The 21,157-nt window shown below is 71.7% G+C and carries 20 protein-coding genes; 8 read left to right on the top strand and 12 right to left on the bottom strand.

Annotated elements, in window-relative coordinates; genetic code table 11:
- Positions 1-10: 10 nt before the first annotated feature.
- The 3 genes from ABIC47_RS04745 to ABIC47_RS04735 all read right to left on the bottom strand — a co-directional run bounded on the left by ABIC47_RS04745 (position 11) and on the right by ABIC47_RS04735 (position 2,881).
- Positions 11-481: a hypothetical protein gene (locus tag ABIC47_RS04745; RefSeq protein WP_354477734.1), complete on the bottom strand. Its 471-nt coding sequence runs from the start codon at positions 479-481 to the stop codon at positions 11-13.
- 221 nt (positions 482-702) lie between these two features.
- A complete protein-coding gene (locus ABIC47_RS04740; RefSeq protein ID WP_354477731.1) occupies positions 703-1,158 on the bottom strand; it encodes a hypothetical protein in 456 nt (151 codons plus the stop codon).
- 121 nt (positions 1,159-1,279) lie between these two features.
- Positions 1,280-2,881, bottom strand: a complete 1,602-nt coding sequence (locus ABIC47_RS04735; protein ID WP_354477728.1) for a response regulator transcription factor — start codon at positions 2,879-2,881, stop codon at positions 1,280-1,282.
- Between the two features lie 174 nt (positions 2,882-3,055).
- Between ABIC47_RS04735 and ABIC47_RS04730 the strand changes: the two genes are divergently transcribed.
- A complete protein-coding gene (locus tag ABIC47_RS04730; protein WP_354477725.1) occupies positions 3,056-3,661 on the top strand; it encodes a hypothetical protein in 606 nt (201 codons plus the stop codon).
- 17 nt (positions 3,662-3,678) lie between these two features.
- Here the strand turns inward: ABIC47_RS04730 and ABIC47_RS04725 are convergent, their stop codons facing one another.
- The 7 genes from ABIC47_RS04725 to ABIC47_RS04695 form a co-directional block, all read right to left on the bottom strand.
- Positions 3,679-5,277, bottom strand: a complete 1,599-nt coding sequence (locus ABIC47_RS04725; RefSeq protein WP_354477722.1) for a helix-turn-helix transcriptional regulator — start codon at positions 5,275-5,277, stop codon at positions 3,679-3,681.
- A gap of 221 nt (positions 5,278-5,498) precedes the next feature.
- On the bottom strand, positions 5,499-6,410 hold the full coding sequence (locus tag ABIC47_RS04720) for a hypothetical protein (RefSeq protein ID WP_354477719.1): 912 nt from the start codon (positions 6,408-6,410) through the stop codon (positions 5,499-5,501).
- Positions 6,411-6,479: 69 nt separating this feature from the next.
- The gene (locus tag ABIC47_RS04715) at positions 6,480-6,845 is read right to left on the bottom strand and encodes a UBP-type zinc finger domain-containing protein (RefSeq protein ID WP_089878563.1); all 366 of its coding nucleotides are present in this window, start codon (positions 6,843-6,845) and stop codon (positions 6,480-6,482) included.
- A complete protein-coding gene (locus tag ABIC47_RS04710) occupies positions 6,842-7,657 on the bottom strand; it encodes an MBL fold metallo-hydrolase (protein ID WP_354477716.1) in 816 nt (271 codons plus the stop codon). Before ABIC47_RS04710 ends, ABIC47_RS04715 begins: the two co-directional genes overlap by 4 nt.
- Entirely contained in the window at positions 7,654-8,940 is a 1,287-nt protein-coding gene (locus ABIC47_RS04705) for an APC family permease (protein ID WP_354477714.1), read from the bottom strand. The genes ABIC47_RS04710 and ABIC47_RS04705 overlap by 4 nt, the downstream gene beginning before the upstream one ends.
- A complete protein-coding gene (locus ABIC47_RS04700) occupies positions 8,937-10,637 on the bottom strand; it encodes a class I adenylate-forming enzyme family protein (protein WP_354477711.1) in 1,701 nt (566 codons plus the stop codon). The genes ABIC47_RS04705 and ABIC47_RS04700 overlap by 4 nt, the downstream gene beginning before the upstream one ends.
- A gap of 23 nt (positions 10,638-10,660) precedes the next feature.
- Positions 10,661-11,527, bottom strand: a complete 867-nt coding sequence (locus ABIC47_RS04695; protein ID WP_354477708.1) for an SDR family oxidoreductase — start codon at positions 11,525-11,527, stop codon at positions 10,661-10,663.
- A gap of 172 nt (positions 11,528-11,699) precedes the next feature.
- Between ABIC47_RS04695 and ABIC47_RS04690 the strand changes: the two genes are divergently transcribed.
- Positions 11,700-11,825: a hypothetical protein gene (locus ABIC47_RS04690; RefSeq protein ID WP_018192523.1), complete on the top strand. Its 126-nt coding sequence runs from the start codon at positions 11,700-11,702 to the stop codon at positions 11,823-11,825.
- A gap of 114 nt (positions 11,826-11,939) precedes the next feature.
- On the opposite strand, the gene ABIC47_RS04685 is transcribed toward ABIC47_RS04690, so the two are convergent.
- Positions 11,940-12,677 (bottom strand): SDR family oxidoreductase, encoded by a 738-nt coding sequence (locus ABIC47_RS04685; RefSeq protein WP_354477705.1) that lies wholly within the window; start codon positions 12,675-12,677, stop codon positions 11,940-11,942.
- Between the two features lie 96 nt (positions 12,678-12,773).
- Between ABIC47_RS04685 and ABIC47_RS04680 the strand changes: the two genes are divergently transcribed.
- The 4 genes from ABIC47_RS04680 to araA all read left to right on the top strand — a co-directional run bounded on the left by ABIC47_RS04680 (position 12,774) and on the right by araA (position 18,192).
- Complete coding sequence (locus ABIC47_RS04680; protein WP_354477702.1) at positions 12,774-13,772, top strand: LacI family DNA-binding transcriptional regulator; 999 nt, start codon at positions 12,774-12,776, stop codon at positions 13,770-13,772.
- A gap of 504 nt (positions 13,773-14,276) precedes the next feature.
- Positions 14,277-15,962, top strand: coding sequence for a xylulokinase (locus ABIC47_RS04675; RefSeq protein WP_354477699.1), 1,686 nt, complete (start codon positions 14,277-14,279; stop codon positions 15,960-15,962).
- Positions 15,959-16,675: an L-ribulose-5-phosphate 4-epimerase gene (locus ABIC47_RS04670; RefSeq protein WP_018192519.1), complete on the top strand. Its 717-nt coding sequence runs from the start codon at positions 15,959-15,961 to the stop codon at positions 16,673-16,675. Before ABIC47_RS04675 ends, ABIC47_RS04670 begins: the two co-directional genes overlap by 4 nt.
- A complete protein-coding gene (araA, locus tag ABIC47_RS04665) occupies positions 16,675-18,192 on the top strand; it encodes an L-arabinose isomerase (protein ID WP_354477696.1) in 1,518 nt (505 codons plus the stop codon). The genes ABIC47_RS04670 and araA overlap by 1 nt, the downstream gene beginning before the upstream one ends.
- 27 nt (positions 18,193-18,219) lie before the next feature.
- On the opposite strand, the gene ABIC47_RS04660 is transcribed toward araA, so the two are convergent.
- Entirely contained in the window at positions 18,220-18,795 is a 576-nt protein-coding gene (locus tag ABIC47_RS04660; protein ID WP_354477693.1) for a TetR/AcrR family transcriptional regulator, read from the bottom strand.
- A gap of 86 nt (positions 18,796-18,881) precedes the next feature.
- On the opposite strand from ABIC47_RS04660, the gene ABIC47_RS04655 reads away from it, so the two are divergent.
- Positions 18,882-19,931 carry an aldo/keto reductase gene (locus ABIC47_RS04655; protein ID WP_354477690.1) on the top strand — a complete coding sequence of 350 codons (1,050 nt, stop codon included), beginning with the start codon at positions 18,882-18,884 and terminating at the stop codon, positions 19,929-19,931.
- A 168-nt stretch (positions 19,932-20,099) separates the two neighbouring features.
- Positions 20,100-21,149: an LCP family protein gene (locus ABIC47_RS04650; RefSeq protein ID WP_354477687.1), complete on the top strand. Its 1,050-nt coding sequence runs from the start codon at positions 20,100-20,102 to the stop codon at positions 21,147-21,149.
- Positions 21,150-21,157 lie beyond the last annotated feature (8 nt).

Genomic DNA, 21,157 nt, shown 5'->3' with positions numbered 1-21,157 from the left:
GTCCGCCCGGTCAGCAGATCCCGGCGAGAGCCTGCCGTCGCCGGAGGTCGGTGGGTTCGTGGCGCGCGCCGCCGACGCACACCAGGAAGAGGAAGGGCGCACCGTCCCACGGCACGCGGATCGTGCTCGAGATGCCGTCGGCGCAGTCGACCAGCACGTCGTCGGGCAGGGCGAAGAGCTCTTGGCGCCGTCCGGACCCGTCGCTCGCCAGGCCCTGAACGGCGCCGGCCAGGTCGGTGAACCGCGGGTGGTCGTCCTCCACCGCCCAGCCGGCGAGCGGACGGAGGGTGTCACGGCTGATCGGGAGGATATCGAAGACCGAGGCGGCAACCTCCTCGAGGGAGGCGTCGACGGTCAGTGACCGCGTCCTCTCCAGCATGGGCGCATTGGCCGAGCCGAGGGCGAGCCAGTCGCCGGGGCGGAGGTCGTCGAGCAGGGCGAGCAGTGCGCCGGTCATCGGCGGCGCGAACGGGTCGGGCATGACAGGGGCTTTCTGTGTGCACGCCGAGAGCGCCCGTCGGGTCGCGGGCACTCTCGGCGTCGAGCGGGGTTCGGGTCTCCCGGATTCGGCACCGTTCGATCGGCGTCGATCTGAGCGGCAGCGTTTCGGGTCGCCGCCGCTGGCGCACGTTCGGGTCATGCACCACCTAAGAGATCGCGAATGTCCGGAATCATGACGCCGATTCGCGAAGTTTTTTCCGGTCACCGGCCGCCCGCGGTTTCCCGGACGCCGGCGGAGGTGGCCGGGGCGGACAGGATGCGCACCAGCTCGTCGCTGAACAGCCGGCCGTCCTCGACGACGGCGTCGTTCGCGAGGCACCGCCGCGCGAGCTCGTCCTGCTCGAGGCCGGTGAGGGCTGCGATGTCGGCGAGGCGGATCCATCCCGCTTGGGCGCGCGTCCGGATCGACTCGCTGCGCACGCCGAGCTCGGCGGCGACCAGCCGGGCCGGGTAAGCGGCGCGCAGCAGGCCGCTGATCACCTGGCGGGTCAGGAGGTAGGCCGCCCGCCGCTGCGGTCCGAGCGCCTCCCGCTCGTCGGCGTGGGCGTTGTGCAGGAGCGCTGCCAGGTCGTCCGGAAGGGCGCGGTGCCACCGCGATGCGCTCGGCGCGTCGAGGCCGGGGCGACGGAGAGTCGGGGTGCTCTCGTCGATGGTCATGTCGTTCCTCGGGTGAGGGAGGGGGCGGGATGGGTAAGCGGGCGTGCAAGAGAACGCTACGTGCCCCGGTGCCACCGGCGGACCGATTTCACCCTGCGCTCACCCTCCAGTCACCCCGGCCTCAGTCGCGCTCGACGAGCAGGTTGCGCGTGAGCGCGACGGCGATCGCATCCTCCCGGTTGTTGACGCCGAGCTTCCGGTAGACGCTTCGCAGCTGCGACTTGACCGTGTTGGCCGACACCACGAGGGCTGCGGCGATCTCCGCGACGGATCCGGTCTTCATCAGCTCCGCCAGCACAGCGAGTTCGCGGTCGGTGAGCAGCAGCTCCGGCTCGGCGACGGGGAGCAGCGAGCGCAGGGGCACATCCCGGGTCACCTGGCCGTAGCCGACACCGTCGAGGGCGGCGACGACCCGGTCGAGGTCGTCGGCCGGCAGCAGGGCGAGCGCCAGGCGCTGCTCGGTGCGTTCCAGGACCGCGCCCAGGTGCTCCACCACACCGCGGGTGCGGGAGGTGGGGGCGAGTCGGAGCAGCGCTGCGGCCTCCAACGCGGCCGCCTCCGCGGTCTGCCGCGCCGTGAGGGGGCCGCGGACCGCCGCACGGAGCTCGCTCAGCGCCGATCCGTTCCGGCCGAGCGAGACGTGCACGCGTGCCCGTGCGATGTGCTGGTCGGGGCCGGCGACCGTGTCCCGCTCGACGATGACGGAGGCGGCGTCGGGATTGCCGAGCGCGAGCTGCTGCAGGGCGCGCATCCGGCCGAGGTCGTTACGTGCTGCGGGCGAGCGCGCCTCGCCGGCCCTCATCGACGCGTACGCCTCGAGGCCGGCAAGGGCATCGCCGGGCCTGCCGTCCACCAGCAGGGCCAGCGCTTCGACGCGTGCCACTGCGATCCAGTGCTCGATGGTGCGTGGGTCGTGCTCCATCTCGGCGAGGTGCTCGCGGGCCGCGCCCGCATCCAACCGCTCGAGCGCCAGGATCGCCTCGGCAAGGCGGTAGAAGGTTCCGATGTACGTCTTCCGCTGCCGGTCCGTCCACGGACCGGTCCTCGCGTACTCGACGTGCGCGCGTGCTTCGGGGAGGTCTCCCTGGAGCGCGTGGATGCCCGCGAGCATGGCGAGGTTGCTGAACCCGGGGGAGGGCGCCGTCGTCGGGGAGGCGGCCAGTCCTTTCGCGAAGGTCTCCATCGCCTGCTCGATCTCGCCCGCGTAGTACAGGGAGACACCCACCTGCGAGTAGATGCGCGGGAGTTCGGTGAGCTGCTGCCGGTCGTCGTCGCTGAGGCCGTCGAGGGTCGCGACCGCGGCCGTCGCGGGTCCGACCGCCATGCCCGGCCGTCCGATCAGTCGGTACGCGCTCGCCTCTGCGGAGCGGATCAGAGCGCGGTCGACGGGACTCAGCGCGGCATTGCGCGGCGATCGGGCGGAGCGCACGGCGGTCACGAAGTAGCGCAGCGCCCGGACGCGGTGGAATCCGAGGCCGTTGTAGGCGATGCCCAGCAGCATGGCGAGCAGGGGATGCACGCGCAGTTCGGACACGGGGATGCGCTCCAGCAGGAGGCGGGTGGCCTCGCCGTGCGCGCTCAACAGCTGGAACCATCCCGTTCGCACGGCCGCCGTCGCGGCATCCCAGTCGCCCGCGTCGATCGCGTCCTTGAGCGCGTCGAGCGCCGCCCGGTCGGCGGATGAGCGCTCGGACTCCGAGCCGCCGACCGTCTCGTCGTCCACTGATCCTCCTGAATCCATCATTCACCCCTCGCCGGGCGCGCTGCGCCGCTGGGCCACATCGATGTACGCAACGCGTCCACCATCTTTCTTTATTCGCCGATCGAACTGTTTCGAGCCACGGGCCTGTCGGAAACCGGGCAAGATGAAATGCCTGTATTCGGAAGGAGGGGTGGGATGTCGACGAGCCCGACCCCGCGGGGGACCCGGCGGCTGAGCACGCGTGCGCTTCTCATCATCGCGGCGTTCGGCGCGCTCGGCGCGCTCCTGCTCATCCTCGTGGCGCCGGTGACCGCCCTGCTCGCGGCGCTCTTCCCGCCCGCGTACGCGCTCGCGGCGGGCATGCACAGCATCCTGCCGTTCCTCGCGCGCCGGCTGGTCGGCTTCGCCTGGACGACCACCATCGCGTTCGCGCTGGTCGGTCTGCTGGCGATCGGCTTCACACCGCTCGGCGCGCTCATCCTCATCCCGCTCGTGGTCGCGGGCGTGGGATTCGACATCACCCTGCTCGCACTCGGCCGGCGCGGGACGCTCCGGCCCTGGCATTACGCGGCCGGAGCGCTCGTCACGGCCGTCCTGCTGTTCCTGGTCTCGCTGCCGGTCATGTCTCCGGACGATCTCGCTGCGCCCATCCTGCTGCTCACCCTGCTCGGCCGCGTGGTGAGCCAGCTCGCCGCGGCCGGGATCGCCTGGCTGCTGGGCGACCGCGTGCTCCGTGCCGGCATCATGCGGGCGCCGACGGGAGACCGCGGCGACGGCGCGGAGCCCGCCCTGCGGCACTGAGTCGCGCTTCACGATCGTCACTCCCTTTCCACCAGCAGGTGACGGTCGAGCGCGATCGCGATCGCCTCATCGCGCGTGGAGACGCCGAGCTTGCGGTAGACGCTCCGCAGCTGCGACTTCACGGTGTTCACCGACACGTTGAGCTGGGCCGCGATCGCACTGTGCGATGGATGCTGCAGCAGTGTCGCGAGCACGGCCGTCTCCCGCGGCGTCAGGGGGATGTCCGGTCCCTTTCCGCGCACCAGCGCGATGATCCGGTCGAGCGCCAGCGTCTCGCCGTACCCGAGGGCGGCGAGGGCGTGGGTCACGCGGGCGAGGTCTGCCGCGGGGAGGAGTGCGAGGGGCAGGAGCAGCCCGCTCCGTTCGATGATGGCGCCGAGGTGGTCGACGACCGACGTCACGCGGTCCTCGTTCGAGAAGCGCAGCAGCGCCGCCGCCTCCAGCGCGACCGCCTCGGCACGCCGGCGCGTCGACAGCACCGCGTTCGCGAGCGGCCGCAGGTGCTGCAGCGCGGCGCCGTGCCGGCCGAGGAAGAGCTGCACGCGCGCTGATCCGATGCGCTTCTCGATCTCGCCGGCGTCGCGTTCGAGCACAGCCTCAGCCGATTCAGGATGCCCGAGAGCCAGCTCGAGGACCGCCCGAGCGGTCGCGAGCGCTGCCCGCACGGCGGCCGACCGGCCTTCCGGACCGCGGGCTCCGATCGTCTGGTCGAGGTGGGCGAGTCCGCGGCCGGGGTGACCGCAGACCAGCTCGAGCGTCGCGGCGGTGACGGCGTACGGCATCCAATGCGGCGTGGTCCGGAGATCGACCGCCGCGTCGGCGAGGTGCTCCCGCGCGGCATCCTGGTCGAGGTCGTCGAGCGCGAGGATCGCCTCCGCGACGCTCAGCAGCATGGCGTCGTCGTGTCGCAGCTGCGGAGTATGTGCGCGAGCCGTGCGGATGTGCTCCCTGGCTTCTCCACTGTCGCCGTTCCTCGCGTGGAGCAGGGCGAGCATCACCACGTTTCCGAGCGACGAGCCGGAGGCGACGGGATGCGCGTGCGCCAGGCCACGCTCGAACGCGGCAAGCGCCTCCCCGCTGTTGCCGGTGTACAGCAGGCTCGTGCCCACGTGCGCGTGCAGGCCGCTCACCGTGTCCGCGTTCCTCCGATCGTCCGCGCTCAGGTGCTCGAGCTCGGTCGCGGCCCCGCGGGCCGCGGCCACCGCGCTCTGTGCCCGGCCGAGTGCGAGGTGCACCTGCGCCTGGTCGGAGAGCAGGATGGCCCGGTCGATCCGGCGCAGGTCGCGATCGGGGTCGCCGAGCAGGGCGGCGGAGTCGCCGACCCGCCGCAGGCCGCCGGTGCGGTGCGGGTGCGCGCTCGGGTCGGTGTGGCCGGCCAGCAGCGTGAGCAGCGGTCTCTCGCTCACCGTCCCCGGTGGCAGCCGGCGGAGCGCGGTTGCGCGATCCGGTACCGGTCCGGCCAGGAGGTCGAACCATCGACGACGGACCACCTCCGCCGCCGCATCGGGGCCGCCCGACGCGAGGGCGTCATCCAGTTCGGACCAGGCCTGGTCGAAGAGCGTTCGCTCTCCGCGGCCGGTCGCGTGTTCTTCCGTTGTGCTTTCCGCTCGTTCCACGAGCTGTCCTCCGAAGTTCAGGACGCGCGTCCGCGCGTTCGAGAGCCCGGGAGGATGCAGGCGCCCGCGCAGAGGGGTCGCCCTTCTCCGGGTCTCAGGAGCGCGGGTCGACGCGTCGGCTCACGCCCAGGACGGGCGTCTCTTGAACCGGCGCGACACCGAAGCATGTTCGGGCCGCTGCTGTGAGTGGAGGCGTCGTGCCTCCATCCGGAGGAAGGGGATCAGCCGGGGCTGACGTCGTGGTCGCCCGGTGGAGCGGAGGAGGGTTCGGTCGTCCGCGCGGCGCAGGACGTGTCGTACGGCGCGAACGGCGGGATCCAGGAGTCGACGGGCTCGGCTGCGGAGCCCGAACCGCCGGAGCCGGACGAGGTCAGGACGCCCTCGGCCGACGAGGACGGGCTGAACGCGGGCCCGTGGATGGGGCCGTCGGCCGGAGTGGCCACGGCCGAAGCAGTGACCGGAGAGGGGGCGGGAGTGGCGGTCGGAGCAGGGGATGGCGCGGCCTGGTCGGCGGCGGAGTCCGCGTCGGATCCGGTGGCCGCGGGCGCAGTGGCGACGGCCGGCGCAGGAGCAGGTGCGGCCGCGGGGTCGGCGTTGCCGGTCGCGGTACCCGGGTCGGCGGTTCCGCCTCCGGGGGTTGTCGTCGCCGGGGGAGGCGTCGGCTCGCCGGCCGGCGGTGGAGGCGGGGTGGGCGACGTCGTGCCGCCTCCCGAGCCGGTGACCCCGTTGACCACGCCGTCGACGATTCCGACGACCGAACCCGTCGGCGTCGGGCCGAGGAGCGTGTCGACGACGCCGCCCACGACGGGCAGCGAGGTGACAAGCGGATCCACAGCGCCGGTGACCGGTGCGAGCACCGAGCCGACGAGGCCGCCGGATGTGCCGGAGCCGGAACCCGCGCTCTGCGGCGAGGAGGTGCCCGGGAGCAGCGCGCCGACCGTTCCATTGACGACGGATCCCAGCAGAGAGTGCTGCGGCGGCGGAGCCTCGTCAGCGGAGGCGGGAGCCGACTGGAACAGGAAGCCGAGAGCGGTCAGCAGACCGGCTCCGGCGAGCCCGAGCAGAGCGAGTCGCAGAGCTCTGCGGGGGGAATCGGCTGCGGCGCGCGGCAGAGGTTCGACCAACTCGGTCACGATTCCCCCTTTCGCACGTCGCTGATCGGGACTATAGCGAATATGTTGTCGTCGCGGTGGAATTCCCCGTTACGCGCGCTGCTCCAGCTGGCGCTCCCAGTCGTGCGGGACGCGCTCCGCGGGACCGGGGACGGTCTGGTTCTCCGGGTGGCTGAGCGGCGGAGCCAACTCGGGTCCGCCGACGAACCCCTGGCGGCGGTAGTCCCAGAACCAGTCCTCGCCGGGCTCGTAGCTGCGGATGATGGGATGCCCGGTCGCCTCGGCGTGCTTCGTCGCGTGGGTGTTCAGCGAGTTGTCGCAGCACCCGATATGGCCGCACGCGGCGCACCGGCGGAGGTGGAGCCACCAGCTGCCGGTCTCCGTGCATTCGACGCAGCCGGGACCGGACGGGGGAACGGTGGGGTCGATCGCTTCCGTGTGGGCGTGGTCGGTCATCGCTGCTCCTCGGTGTGTTCGGTGTCGCGGGTCTGTTCGGCGGGTTCGTCCAGCTCCACGATCCCGCCGGGCGGCACCATCCGCAGCCGGGCGGTGAGGCCGTGCTCCGCGAACGCGGCACGCACCTCCTCCTGCCCCTGGGTGAAGTGCGCCCACCCTTCCGCATGCACCGGCACGATGACGGCGTCGCCCAGAAGGATCGCCGCGCGGGCGGCCTTGTCCGCGGTCAAGGTGAGGAAGGCATCCAAACGCGCCGTGCGGGCGGCGCCGACGTGGAGGACTGCGATGTCGATCGGTCCGAGGTTCTCGGCGACCTCCTCGACGACCCGCAGCGAGGCGTTGTCGCCGCTCACGTACACCGTCGGCAGCCCGTCGCCGGCCAGGACGAACCCGAGCACCGGTCCCGACGACGCCTCGGTGCCGTCCGGCCCGTGCTGTGCGGGGACGGCGTGCACCCGCAGCTCGGAACCGTCCGGGCGCGGGATGGTCAGGTGTGTCCATGGGCCGAGCCCGCGGACGGTTCCCTCGACCCGCTCGGCGGCGGCCGTCGTGCTTACGGTCAGCGGGGCGTCGCGGACGAAGACGCGCCCCCGGTCGTCGAGGTTGTCCGGGTGCTGGTCGTGCGAGAGGAGCACCGCATCCACCGCGCCGATCTCCTCCGGCGTGCGGCTCGGTCCGGTCGTCTTCACCAGCACGCGCTCGCCGACGGGGTGGTCCCCGGGCGGGTCGAACGTCGGATCGGTGAGGATGCGCAGGCCGCCCAGGTCGATCAGGGCCGTCGGGCCGCCGATCAGTTCGATGCGGACGGTCATCGCTTCTCCTCTCCGCGCTGCGGTCGCCGGGTCACCCGCAGTCGCACGAAACGGTAGCCGATCCCGACGGCGATCACCACGATCCCGGCGACGATGGCGGCGACCGGGAGGGCGGCGACGAGCGCGACGCAGCCGATCGCGCCCGCGACCGCGAGCAGCCGCGGATACCTCCGGTGCGCGCGGTCCTGCGTCCACGCGGACGCATTGGCGATCAGGTAGTAGAGCAGCACGCCGAAGGACGAGAAGCCGATCGCGCCGCGCAGATCCGTGACGGCGACCAGCACGCAGACGACCAGGCCGACGGCGAGCTCGGCTCGGTATGGAACGCGGAAGCGCGGGTGCACGGCCGCGAACCACGACGGGAGGTCGCTGTGGCGCGCCATCGCGAGGCTGGTCCGCCCGATGCCCGCGATCATCGCGAGCAGGGCCCCGAGCGCCGCCGCGGCAGCACCGATCCGGATGACGACGCCCGGCCAGGCGGCTCCGCTGGTGTCGGCCACGGCCCCGAGCGGAGCGACCGCCTCCGCGAGCCCTGCCGCGCCGAGCGCGTGCAGCGTCGCGAGCGCGACCAGCACGTAGACGACGAGGGTGATGCCGAGCGCCGTGACGATGGCCCGCGGGATGGTGCGCTCCGGCTCCACCACCTCCTCGCCCATGGTGGCGATGCGGGCGTACCCGGCGAACGCGAAGAACAGGAACCCCGCCGACTGGAGGATGCCGTAGCCGGTGACCGCGGGTCCCGGCTGCGCGGCGCTCGGCGCGGTGTGCGTGAAACCGATGACGACCGCGACCGTCAGCGCGATCAGCGAGACGGCGACCAGGATGCGCGTCAGCAGCGCCGTCCGCGTCACGCCGACGCTGTTGACCAGCGTGAGCACGGCGACAGCCAGAATCGCGACCGGCTTCACCCACGGACCCGGCACGGCGTAGGTCGCGAACGTCAACGCCATCGCGGCAGAGCTGGCCGTCTTCCCTACGACGAACGACCATCCCGCGAAGAAGCCCGCCCACTCGCCGAGGCGTTCGCGACCGTAGACGTACGTCCCGCCGGAGGTCGGGTACTGGGCGGCCAGCTGGGCCGACGACGTCGCGTTGCAGAACGCGATGAACCCGGCGATCACGAGCCCGACGAGCAGCCCGGCCCCTGCCGCAGCCGCAGCGGGGGCGAAGGCCGCGAACACCCCGGCGCCGATCATCGACCCCAGGCCGATGCCGATGGCGTCGCCCAGGGTGAGGCGGCGAGCGAGGGCGCCCCCTCGATCCGGGCTGGATGCGGCGGTCACGGAGTCACGAACCGACCCTCCTCCGCATCGCGGCTCGACTGCTCGCGCAGCACGAAATGCTGCTTCTTGCCGGTCGCAGTGTACGGGAGCTCGGTGACGAAGGCGTATCGCCGCGGGCGCTTGTAGTCGGCCAGCGAGACGCTCGCCCGGCAGTGCGCATCCAACTCCCGGGCCGCCGCCTGCGCGTCCGCCAATCGTCCGGGGCGCGGCTGGACGTAGGCGACGACGATCTCGCCCCACTCGTCGTCCGGCAGACCGACCACGATGCTGTCGGCGACATCGGGATGCGCGGCGAGCGCCTCCTCCACCTGGACGGGATGCACGTTCTCGCCGCCGGAGATGATCATGTCGTCCTTGCGGCCCACGATCGTCACGATCTCGTTCTCGTCCCAGCTCGCCAGGTCGCCCGGGTACATCCACCCGTCGCGGAACTTGCGGCCCTCCTCCTCCGGATTGTGCATGTAGGCGTATCCGCTCTTCACGCTCCGCATGATGACCTCGCCGATCTCGTGGCCGTCCTTCGCGGCGAGGTCGTCGGGAGCGGCGACGCGGTCGTCGCCGTACACCTTCACCACCGCGACGTCGTCGTCCAGGCAGGCCCGGCCGGCGGCCCCGGCGGCGTCCGGCAGGTCCTCGGGCCGCAGGTAGGTGTTCCAGAAGGCCTCGGTCGTGCCGTACCCGTTGGCGATGCGGGGCGTCAGCACCCGCTGGTAGCGCAGCGCCGCCGCGCGATCGAGCGGGGCTCCCATCGTGACGATGCCGTGCAGCGAAGACAGGTCGCGCGGGTGCGCCTCCTGCGCGTCTGCGAGTCGCTCCAGATTGGTGGGGGCGCCGATCACGTAGGTCAACGCATGCTCCTGGATGCCGTCGAGCACCGTGTCCGGGTCGAAGCGCGGCAACGTGACGACCTCGGCTCCGACGTAGAACGCGGTGTTCGGCCCGGCGCAGTAGTTGCCGCCGCGGTGGAACCACGGCGACATGTTCATCGTCCGGTCCGTCGGCGCGAGAGGGAAGTGCATGATCACGTCGTGCGCGGTGAGCACCTCGTTGAGGCTGGTGAGGGGAACCGCCTTGGGCATCCCCGTCGTGCCGCTGGTGTAGAGGCGCGAGGTCTCGTCCCACACGCTCGCGCCCTCGGGGGCGCGGAACGACGGGGCGTCGGGGGCCAGAAGCTCCTCGAAGCGGATGGCGCCGTCGAGCAGCGGACCGTCACCGACCGCCGCGAGAACGGCCGGACGATGTGCGGCCAGCTCCAGGGCGGTCCGGACGCTGTCGCTCGCGGCGGCGTCGTAGACGAAGACCGCAGGACGGGAGTCGTCGAGGATGTGCGCCGTCTCGCCCGGCGCCAGCCGGAAGTTCATCGGGGAGCTGACCGCCCGGAGCCCCTGCGCCGCGACGTACAGGAACGCGAACTCCGGAGTGTTCATCAGCTGGTAGGCGACGATGTCGCCGACGCCCACCCCGCGCTCGGCGAGGCCGGCGACGAGGCTTCCCGTCACCTGTCCGAGCTCTGCGTAGGTCCAGCTCCGTCCGGACGGGGGATCGGTGATCGCGACGCGCGAGGCGTACCGGTGCGTGTTGCGTTCCACCGCCGAGGCGTAGGTGAAGTGCTGCTCGAAGACGGCACGCAGGGTGCTCGGATCGTACTCGGTGTTCGGCTGGATGCCGGCGTGCGATGTCGGGTCGGTGAGGGTCATGGTTCTCCTCGGGGACAGGGGGTTCAGGCGTCCGGTGGGCGTCGACTCCGTCTCGGATCGGTGGGGGAGGCGTCCCGGCCGAGTTCCGACCAGAACGGGGGTGCGACGACGGTGAGTCCACCGTCGACGACGAGGGTGTGGCCGGTGATGTACCCGGCGGCGGGGGAGGCGAGGAAGCGGACGGCCTCGGCGATGTCGTCCGCGGTGCCGACGCGGCCGAGGGGGATGCGGGAGGTCATCACGTCGAGGTCGGGGACGCCGGCGTTCCCGTAGAAGAAGTGCAGCGAGTCGGTGTCGATCAGGCCGCCGTTCACGGCGTTCACCGTGATGCCGTCGCGGCCGAACTCGGCGGCGAGGTGGCGGACCCACGACTCGACGGCCGCCTTGTCGGAGCCGATGGCGCCGTACAGCGGGAACGCCCGGTGGCTGCCGTAGCTCGTGACAGCGATGATGCGGCCGCCCGTCCGTCCGCCCCCTGGTCCGCCCGCGCCGCCGCGCATCCGCCCGGCCGCTCGCTGGGCGAGCAGCACGAAGGAGCGGACGTTGGTCGCCCACGACCGTTCCAGGTGCCGCGAGGTCAGCTCGGCCGCCGGGCGGAAGGCGGACGCCGCCGCGCTGGCGACGAGCACGTCGAGACGCGTCCCGTCCGGGAATTCGTCCGCGAACAGGCGGTCGATGTCCTCTTCGCTTTCCAGCTCGAGGCGGTGGGCCCGGGCCGAGCCGCCCGTGGCGGTGATCGCGTCGACGACCTCGGCGGCGGCGTCCGCCTCTCGACGGAAGGTCAGCACCACGTCCATCCCCTCGGCGGCCAGCGTCTCCGCGATCCTGCGGCCGATGCCGCGCGAGCCGCCGGTGACCAGCGCGCGTGGCGGCTCGTTCCGCGGGCGCACGGCCTGGTCGTCGGGATCCGGGGAGTTGTTCGTGGGGGCCTCCGTGGTTTCGGAGGACAGTCTAGAACCGTCGGAGGGTCCCTCCGGTACGGCGGGTGCGACGCACCGGATGGACCTCCGCCGAGGATCGGCGTACCGTCGCGCGGTCAGGACAGAAACGGAAGGACACGCAATGAGCGACGAGAAGAACCGCCCCGACGCCGACGACCTGCCCGACGGCTCCGGCTCCGACGGCAGCGCCCCCGAGCCCGGCGAGGACACCACCTCCGGCGGCGGCCCCGAGGACCCCTCCCACTAGCCCCCTCCGCCCCCCGCCCTCCGCCCCCGTCGAGTACGCAAAAACTGCACGCTCCGGAGCCCTCCGGCGTGCAGTTTTTGCGTACTCGACGGTGGGGGCGAGCGGCGGGATGGGTCAGCGGCGGTGGAAGGGGCGCACGCTGAGGGACTCGACGGTGCCGGCGGGCGGCAGGTCGACCGCGGTACGGACGGTCGCTGCGACCATCTCGGGCGTGATCGTGTACGTCGTGTCGTAGTCGAGCCCCTCGCGGGCGACGAGGGCGCGCTGCATATCGGTGTCGACCCGCCCCGGGTGGATGCTGCTGACGCGCACCCCGTGCGGACGCTCCTCCTCGCGCAGCGCGTCCGTGAGCGCCCGCAGCGCGAACTTGGAGCCCGCGTAGACCCCGCCGCCCGGCCCGCTGGCCAGCCCCGAGCCGCTGTTGATGGCGACCACCAGCCCCTCCGCCGCCCGCAGCGCCGGGAGCGCGCGCCGCGTGAGCGCGGCGACCGCGAACACGTTCACCTCGAACACGTGACGCCACACCTCCGCGTCGGTCTCCTCGACCGTGCCGCCGTCCTCCACGCCGGCCGAGTGCACGAGCACATCGAGGCGCTCGGGAAGCGGCGGAAGGGATGTGCCGGACAGGTCGGCGACCAGATCGGCCACGTACGGCTCGGCCGACGGCAGCTCGGCGACCACCGCATCCACCGCGGCGGCATCCCGCCCGCCGACCAGGATGTGGTGCGTGCGCCCGAGCTCGACGGCGATCGCCCGTCCGATGCCGCGCGACGCGCCGGTCACCAGCGCGATCGGCCGGTCCGGTCCCGCGGAGGCGGCGGACGAGGTGTCGGAGGGAGTGGATGCGGTCATGCCTTCGACATTACGGCCGATCGCTCCCGCGGTCCGCCCCGGTTGGCCCTCCGAACCCGCCTCGCCCTAGGGTGTGGGTGTGTCGGAGGTGCAGGCGTGAGCGAGATCGGTCGGCCTCCGGGCGTGCGCGAGGTCGCCGCCGCCGCCGGTGTCTCGCGCCAGACCGTCTCCCGCGTGCTCAACGATCACCCGAGCATCCGGCCGGAGACCCGTGCCCGCGTGCTCGCCGCGATGGCCGACCTCGACTTCCGCCCGAACCGGGCCGCCCGCATGCTGACCACTGCGCGCTCCCGGACGATCGGGGTGCTGGCCGCCTCGGCCTCCTCCCTTTTCGGTCCGGCCTCGAGCATCGATGCCGTCGAGAACGCCGGCCGTGCCGCCGGGTACACCGTCACCGTCGCCCATGCCGCCTCGCTCGACCCGGCCGACCTGCAGGCGGCCATCGGGCACCTGCGCGAGCAGGCCGTCGAGGGCATCGTGGTGATCGCGCCGCAGCAGCGGGTTCAGGATGCGATGGGCCAGTTCTCACTGTCCCTGCCGTCCGTGACGCTGCACGGTGCGGGCGGCGCCGGGGACGAAGGCGTCTTCGTGGACCAGGAACTCGGCGCACGCCTCGCCACCCGGCATCTCCTGTCGGCCGGCCACCGTCGCATCGCGCACCTGAGTGGACCGGGCGACTGGACGGAGGCGCGCGCCCGACGGGACGGCTTCCTCGCCGAAATGGCCGCCGCCGGCGCGGATGCCGTGGTGTCGCGCGAGGGGGATTGGACGGCGGCCTCGGGCGCGGTGATCGGTGCGGAGCTCGTGGCCGACCGCTCCATCCAGGCCGTCTTCGCCTCGAACGACCAGATGGCGCTCGGCGTGCTGCATGCCGCGCGGGTCGCGGGGCGTTCGGTCCCGGACGATCTGGCCGTCGTCGGCTTCGACGACATCCCCGAGGCGGCGTTCTTCGCACCGCCGCTGACGACGGTCCGGCAGGAGTTCGCGGAACTCGGCCGACGCTGCGTCGCCCGCCTGGTCGCGCTGCTGGAGGGCGGCGACCTCGCGTTCGAGGAGCCGGTCGCTCCCGTCCTCGTCGTCCGCGACTCCGCCTGACCCGCGTCCCGCGCCTCCGCCTCTCGCTCCGTCTCTCGTCCCTCCGCCCCGCCACATTTGCGCCAAATCTCGGGAAAGCGGCCTCCTTTCCCCACATTTGCGCCAAATCTGCGTCCCGCGTGGTGCTCACCGCGCCACAGATTCGTGCCGAATGTGCGGAATGCCCGTCCCATTGCGCACATTCGTGCCGAATCTGCGCTCCGCCGGAAGCTCACCGGCCCCGCCACATTTGCGCCAAATCTCGGGAAAGCGGCCTCCTTTCCCCACATTTGCGCCAAATCTGCGCCTCGCGTGGTGCTCACCGCGCCACAGATTCGTGCCGAATGTGCGGAATGCTCCTGCCTAAACGCACATTCGGCACGAATCTGCGGGTGCACGGGTTGGGGAGCCGGCGCAGCGTAGCGCAGCGACGCACCGCCGCCGGAGCACGGAGTGGCGCGCCCGGCGGTGCGTGACGTATGCTCGCTGTGTCAATGTGACCGGTCACAAAGGAGTGGATGCCCCATGGTCCCAGCCGACGTCGCCTCCGCGGCCCCCGGAGCCGCGGCCGCCGCCCGCGCCCACGAGGCCATCGAGTCGGGCCGCACCGCGCTCGGCATCGAGTTCGGCTCGACGCGCATCAAGGCCTGCCTGGTGGATGCGGATGACCCGTCGGTCGTCCTCGCCGTCGGCGCCCACGAGTGGGAGAACTCCTACGTCGACCGCCTCTGGACCTACCCGATCGAGGAGGTCTGGTCCGGCGTGCAGGAGGCCTACGCCGCCCTGGCCGCCGACGCGCAGACCCGCCACGGCGTCGCGCCGACCACCGTCGGCTCGCTCGGTGTCTCGGCGATGATGCACGGTTACCTCGCGTTCGACGAGGCGGGCGAGCTGCTCGTGCCGTTCCGCACCTGGCGCAACACGAACACGGGAGCGGCGGCGCGCGAGCTGACGGACCTGCTCGGCGTCAACATCCCGCTCCGCTGGTCGATCGCCCACCTGCACCAGGCCGTCCTCGACTCCGAGCCGCATCTCCCGCGCCTCCGCTCCGTCACCACGCTGGCCGGGTACGTGCACCGCCGGCTCACCGGACGCCATGTGCTCGGGGTCGGGGATGCGTCGGGCATGTTCCCGATCGACCCCGCGACCGGCGACTACGACGCCGAACTCGTCGACCGCTATGACCGGCTCGCCGCCGGCCGCATCCCTCCGCTCCGCGACCTGCTGCCCGAGGTCCTCTCCGCGGGAGAACCTGCGGGCGACCTGACCGCCGAGGGCGCTGCGCTCCTCGACCCGTCCGGCACGCTGCGTCCCGGCGCCACCCTGTGCCCGCCCGAGGGCGACGCCGGCACCGGCATGGTCGCGACCGCATCCGTCGCACCGCGCACCGGCAATGTGAGCGCCGGCACCAGCATCTTCGCCATGGTCGTGCTGGAGCGTCCGCTGGCCGAGGTGCACGACGAGCTGGATGTGGTGACCACCCCCGCAGGCGACCCGGTCGCCATGGTCCACTGCAACAACGGCGCCAGTGAGCTCGCCGAGTGGGCGGGACTCTTCGGCCGGTTCGCCGCCGCGTCCGGCCGCCCCACCGATCCCGACGCCGTGTTCGACACCCTCCTCCGGGAGGCGCTGACCGGCGACGACGACGCCGGCGGCCTGCTCGCCTACAACCACCTGGCTGGCGAGCCGATCGCCGGGCTCACCGAGGGCCGTCCGCTCCTCGTCCGCACGCCGGGCAGCCGCTTCACCCTCGGCAACCTGGTGCGCGCCGAGGTCTACGGAGTGTTCGCGACCCTGGCGCTCGGGATGCGCGTCCTCGCTCGCGAGGGTGTCGCGCTCGACAAGATGCTCGCCCACGGTGGCGTGTTCCGCACCGCCGGGGTCGCCCAGCGCTTCCTGGCCGGCGCCCTCGATGCTCCCGTCTCCGTCGCGCACACCGCATCGGAGGGCGGCGCCTGGGGGATCGCCGTCCTCGCCGCCTACCTGGAGGCGCGCGCCGAGGGCGGACAGGACCTCGACACGTACCTGCGCGAGCGCGTGTTCCGCGATGTCGCGTTCGAGACCGCCGAGCCGCGGCCGGAGGACGTCGCCGGCTTCGCCGCCTACCTCGACCGCTACGACGCCGGCCTCGCCGTGGAGCGCGCGGCCGTCACCGCCCTGCCCGACACCACCGCCTCCGCCGATCGCCCAACGGAAGGATCCGACCAGTGACCGACGCCCAGACCCCGGCCCCCGAGTCCCCGGCCGTCCGCGCCGTCCGCGAGCGCGTCGCCGCCCTGCACGCCGAGCTGGTCCGCTACCAGCTGGTCGTCTGGACCGGCGGCAACGTCTCCGGCCGCGTGCCGGGCGAGGACCTGTTCGTCATCAAGCCGAGCGGCGTCGACTACGACGACCTCGCCCCCGAGAACATGATCCTGTGCACCCTCGACGGCGAGGTCGTCCCCGGGTCGCTCGGCTCCGAACGGTCGCCGTCGTCCGACACCGCCGCCCACGCGTTCGTCTACCGCAGCATGCCCGAGGTCGGCGGTGTCGTGCACACGCACTCCACCTACGCGACCGCTTGGGCGGCGCGCGCCGAGCCCATCCCGTGCGCCATCACCGCGATGGCCGACGAGTTCGGCGGTGAGATCCCGGTCGGACCGTTCGCGATCATCGGCGACGACTCCATCGGCCGCGGCATCGTGTCGACGCTGACCGGCCACCGCAGCCGCGCCGTCCTCATGCAGAACCACGGCGTCTTCACCATCGGCTCCGACGCCCGCGACGCCGTGAAGGCCGCCGTCATGGCCGAGGACGTCGCCCGCACGATGCACATCGCCCGCCAGGGCGGCGACGTCGTCCCCATCCCCCAGGAGGCGATCGACCGCCTCTTCGACCGCTATCAGAACGTCTACGGACAGACCCCGGAAGGACCCACCGCCTGATGCCGAAGCTCACCACCTCCCTCGACGTCTACGAGGTCTGGTTCCTCACCGGGAGCCAGCACCTGTACGGACCGGAGACCCTCGCGCAGGTCGCCGAGCAGTCGCGCGCCATCGCCGACGAGCTGGGCGCGTCTCCCGACGTGCCGGTGCGGATCGTGTGGAAGCCGGTCCTCACCGACGCCGACGCCATCCGCCGCATCATGCTCGAGGCTAACGCCGACGACCGCGTCATCGGCGTGATCGCATGGATGCACACCTTCAGCCCCGCGAAGATGTGGATCGCCGGCCTCGACGCGCTGCAGAAGCCGCTGCTCCACCTCCACACCCAGGCGAACGTCCAGCTGCCCTGGGCCGACATCGACTTCGACTTCATGAACCTCAACCAGGCCGCCCACGGCGACCGCGAGTTCGGCTACATCCTGACGCGCCTCGGTGTGCCGCGCACCACCGTCGCCGGGCACGTCTCGAACCCGGTCGTCTCGGCACGCGTCGGCACGTGGATGCGCGCAGCGGCCGGCCGGGCCGCAACACGCACGCTGAAGCTCGCCCGCTTCGGCGACAACATGCGCTTCGTCGCCGTCACCGAGGGCGACAAGACCGAGGCCGAGCACGTCTTCGGCGTCCAGGTGAACACGTGGGGCGTGAACGAGCTGGCCGATGCGGTCGCCGCGGCGCCGGCCGACGCCGTCGACGCCCTCGTCGCCGAGTACGAGGAGCAGTACGACGTCGCTCCGGAGCTGCGCCGCGGCGGCGACCGCCACCAGTCACTGCGCGACGGCGCGGCCATCGAGCTGGGCCTGCGCTCGTTCCTGGAGGAGGGCGGTTTCGGCGCATTCACGACCAGCTTCGAGGATCTGGGCGCCCTGAAGCAGCTGCCCGGGCTCGCCGTCCAGCGGCTGATGGCCGAGGGGTACGGCTTCGGTGCTGAGGGCGACTGGAAGACCGCCGTCCTGGTGCGCGCGGCCAACGTGATGGGCGCGGGCCTGCCCGGCGGCGCATCCCTCATGGAGGACTACACGTACGACCTCACGCCCGGCGACGAGCGCATCCTGGGCGCGCACATGCTCGAGGTGAGCCCGTCGCTCAGCTCGGCGACCCCCACGCTGGAGGTCCACCCGCTGGGCATCGGGGGCAAGGACGACCCGGTCCGCCTCGTCTTCACGGCGGACCCGGGTCCCGCGGTCGTCGTGGCGCTGTCGGACGTGCGCGACCGGTTCCGCCTGGTCGCCAACGTGGTCGAGGTGGTCGAGCCGTCGGCTCCGCTGCCGAAGCTGCCGGTCGGCCGCGCGGTGTGGAAGCCGCAGCCCGACTTCACGACGTCGGCGACCGCCTGGCTGGAGGCTGGCGCGGCGCACCACACGGTGATGAGCACCGCGGTCGGGGTCGAGGTCTTCGAGGACTTCGCCCGCATGCTGCGCACCGAGCTCATCGTCATCGACGACACGACGACGCTCCGCTCGGTGCGTCGCGACCTCGACGCGAACGCCGCCTACTACCGCCTCGCGCGCGGCATCTGACGCATCACCCGCGGCCGGAGCCGGATGTCAGCTCCGGCCGCCGGGTGCCGGCAGCGACGCGACCACCATCTCCAGCAGCCGGTCCGCCTGCGCGAGGCCGCCCGGTCCGGCCGGGACCCGCCAGAGCGCGCTGAGGAGAAGCAGGATGTCGCCGGGGTCGGCTCCTGGCTCAATGTCGCCGTCGGCGACCGCTGCATCCAGCAGCCGTCCGATCGCGTTGGTCACCGGCGCGTAGGTGGCGTCGATCACCGCCTGCGCCGAGGGGCTGGCCAGCGCTTCCCCGAGCCCGTGCTTGATGCGCACCAGCTCGGCCAACTGCCTCGACCAGCTGCGAAAGGCGTCGAGCGGCGGTTCTTTCGCCAGCAGCTCGTCCACCGCGACTTCGAGCCCGTCGATCTCCGCCGCGTAGACGGCGAGCAGCAGCGCTTCACGCGTGGGGAAGTGCCGGTAGAGGGTTCCGGCGCCGACGCCGGCGAGCTTGCCGATCTGGTTGAGCGACACGTCGGGGTTCTCGCGGAAGGCCGTCGCGGCGACGTCGAGGATGCGCGCGCGGTTGCGCTGCGCGTCGGCGCGGGTTGCGTCGGCTCGTCGGGGTTCCGGCATGCGTCTCCTTGCTAAACGGAGAATTCTCCGTTACCGTCGTAAATCAAGCGGAGAGTTCTCCGCTCACGTCCATTCAAGGAGTTCTCATGCAGTATCGCAAGCTCGGGACCACCGGCCTCGATGTCTCCCCGATCGCCATCGGCGCCATGAGCTACGGCGAGCCTGATCGCGGTCACCCCGTCTGGTCGAAAGGAGAGGAGGAGGCGAGGCCCCTCATCAAGCACGCCTTGGAGGCGGGCATCAACTTCTTCGACACCGCCAACATGTACTCGAACGGCTCCAGCGAGGAGATCCTGGGCCGTGCACTCCGCGACTTCGCCGACCGCGACGACGTCGTGATCGCGACCAAGGTCCGCCACCCGATGCGGCCGGGCCCGAACGGCCGCGGCCTGTCGCGCAAGGCGATCCTGGCGGAGGTCGATCACTCCCTGCAGCGCCTCGGCACCGATTACATCGACCTCTATCAGATCCACCGAAACGACCATTCGACCCCGTGGGAGGAGACGCTCGAAGTGCTGAACGACATCGTGAAGGCCGGCAAGGTCCGTTATCTCGGGGCGTCGTCGATGTTCGCGTGGGAGTTCGCGAAGGCCCTCAACCTGCAGAAGCAGCACGGCTGGGCGCGCTTCGTCACGATGCAGGATCACTACAACCTGCTCGCTCGCGAGGAGGAGCGCGAGATGATCCCGCTCTGCCTCGACGAGGGCGTCGGCACCATCATCTGGAGCCCGCTCGCCCGCGGCCGCCTCGCGCGCGCCTGGGATGACGCGCGGGCGACGGCGCGCTCGGAGACCGACGGCGACTACGCCGACCTGCTGTACTCGCCGGCCGAGGAGGCATCCAATCGGGCCATCGTGAATGCCGTCGGAGAGGCCGCGGCGGCGCACGGTGTGAGCCGTGCGGCGGTCGCCCTGGCGTGGCTGCACCGCCAGCCGGTCGTCACCGCGCCGCTCGTCGGGGCGGGATCCATCCAGCAGATCGACGACGCGATCGCCTCCCTGGATGTCGAGCTCACGGAGGACGAGGTGACGGCGCTGATCGCTCCGTACACCCCGCGGTACGACTTCCAGGGCGTCTCGGACGAGGCGACGATGAACGCGATCCGCGCGCGGGTTCCGGGAATGGCCCTCAGCTGAGGGCCCCGCGAACTGGGGGTAACCGGGGTACAAACTATGTCCTCATTAACGGGGACTTCTGAGGATAACAAGCGTAGCCTCGAAAGCAGATGAGAAATCCTCATCTCGCCCGAAAGCTCGAGCGAAGTCAGATGAGACGCTCCTGGGGGAGTGCCGGAGACGGTCATCATGATCGCGCAGACCACACGTTCACCTCACCGCTGGCACCGCCGCACGCCGCGGACCTCGCATCGGCGCTCGCCGCTCGCGATCGTGCTGACCACGCTCCTCGCCGTCGCCACCGTGGTGGCGGGCTGCCTCGTCGGCGGCGGACTGTTCTACGCGGGCAGCGTCGCGTCGACCTTCAACTCGACGGTGACGCACATCCCGCGCGCGTTCCCTCCAGCGGAGACACGGCCGACCCCCGTCTCGACCGGCGCCATGAACATCCTGCTCATCGGCTCCGACTCCCGCGGGGATCCGACGACCGTCGGGCAGGCCACCGAGTCCAACCAGCGCTCCGACACCATGATGCTCGTGCACATCGACGCGGACCGGAAAGACGTGTACATCATGTCGATCATGCGCGACCTCTGGGTTCCGATCCCCGGCAAGGGCACGGCCAAGATCAATGCTGCGCTCGCGTGGGGTGGGACGCCGCTGGTGATCCAGACGGTCGAGCAACTGCTCCAGACGCACATCGACCACGTCGCGATCATCGACTTCCAGGGCCTCGAAGGGATGACGGACGCGCTCGGCGGAGTGGATGTGGACAGTCCGGTCGGCTTCACCACGGTCAAGAAGCCGCACTACACCTTCGTTCAGGGCATGAACCACCTCGACGGCGCCCAGGCTCTCGCCTTCGCGCGGGAGCGGTACGCGTTCCCGACGGCGGACTACCAGCGGGTGGCCAACCAGCAGGCCCTCCTGCGGGCCATCGTCTCCAAGCTGCTCAGCCGCGGGACGCTCACCGACCCCGCCGCCGTGACGTCTTTCGCCGGTGCGACCGGCCGATACCTCAGTCTCGACGAGCAGTTCGACCTCCCGACGATGATCGGGCTGGCGGCGAGCATGCGCCTCGACGGTCCCTCCAGCATCCACGCCTTCACGATGCCGACCGCCGGAACCGGGACCTCATCCGACGGTCAGTCGATCGTCAACGTGGATGAGGGGTCACTCCCGGCTCTCCGCTCCGCACTCGCCGACGATGCTCTCGGGACGTTCACCTCGGTGCACTGAGACCGGAC

The sequence above is a fragment of the Leifsonia sp. 563 genome (genome assembly GCF_040545055.1).
Taxonomy (GTDB): domain Bacteria; phylum Actinomycetota; class Actinomycetes; order Actinomycetales; family Microbacteriaceae; genus Leifsonia.
Note: the sequence above shows the minus strand (reverse complement) of the source record. Positions and strands in the feature narration are given on the sequence as shown.

Excerpts from the sequence above, each read along its gene's own strand:
- ABIC47_RS04690 (WP_018192523.1), top strand. The coding sequence starts at position 11,700 with ATGAGCGACGAGAAGAACCGCCCCGACGCCGACGACCTGCCCGACGGC.
- araA (WP_354477696.1), top strand. The coding sequence starts at position 16,675 with ATGCCGAAGCTCACCACCTCCCTCGACGTCTACGAGGTCTGGTTCCTC.
- ABIC47_RS04650 (WP_354477687.1), top strand. The coding sequence starts at position 20,100 with ATGATCGCGCAGACCACACGTTCACCTCACCGCTGGCACCGCCGCACG.
- ABIC47_RS04685 (WP_354477705.1), bottom strand. The coding sequence starts at position 12,677 with ATGACCGCATCCACTCCCTCCGACACCTCGTCCGCCGCCTCCGCGGGA.
- ABIC47_RS04740 (WP_354477731.1), bottom strand. The coding sequence starts at position 1,158 with ATGACCATCGACGAGAGCACCCCGACTCTCCGTCGCCCCGGCCTCGAC.
- ABIC47_RS04715 (WP_089878563.1), bottom strand. The coding sequence starts at position 6,845 with ATGACCGACCACGCCCACACGGAAGCGATCGACCCCACCGTTCCCCCG.
- ABIC47_RS04675 (WP_354477699.1), top strand. The coding sequence starts at position 14,277 with ATGGTCCCAGCCGACGTCGCCTCCGCGGCCCCCGGAGCCGCGGCCGCC.
- ABIC47_RS04700 (WP_354477711.1), bottom strand. The coding sequence starts at position 10,637 with ATGACCCTCACCGACCCGACATCGCACGCCGGCATCCAGCCGAACACC.
- ABIC47_RS04655 (WP_354477690.1), top strand. The coding sequence starts at position 18,882 with ATGCAGTATCGCAAGCTCGGGACCACCGGCCTCGATGTCTCCCCGATC.
- ABIC47_RS04745 (WP_354477734.1), bottom strand. The coding sequence starts at position 481 with ATGCCCGACCCGTTCGCGCCGCCGATGACCGGCGCACTGCTCGCCCTG.
- ABIC47_RS04730 (WP_354477725.1), top strand. The coding sequence starts at position 3,056 with ATGTCGACGAGCCCGACCCCGCGGGGGACCCGGCGGCTGAGCACGCGT.
- ABIC47_RS04710 (WP_354477716.1), bottom strand. The coding sequence starts at position 7,657 with ATGACCGTCCGCATCGAACTGATCGGCGGCCCGACGGCCCTGATCGAC.
- ABIC47_RS04660 (WP_354477693.1), bottom strand. The coding sequence starts at position 18,795 with ATGCCGGAACCCCGACGAGCCGACGCAACCCGCGCCGACGCGCAGCGC.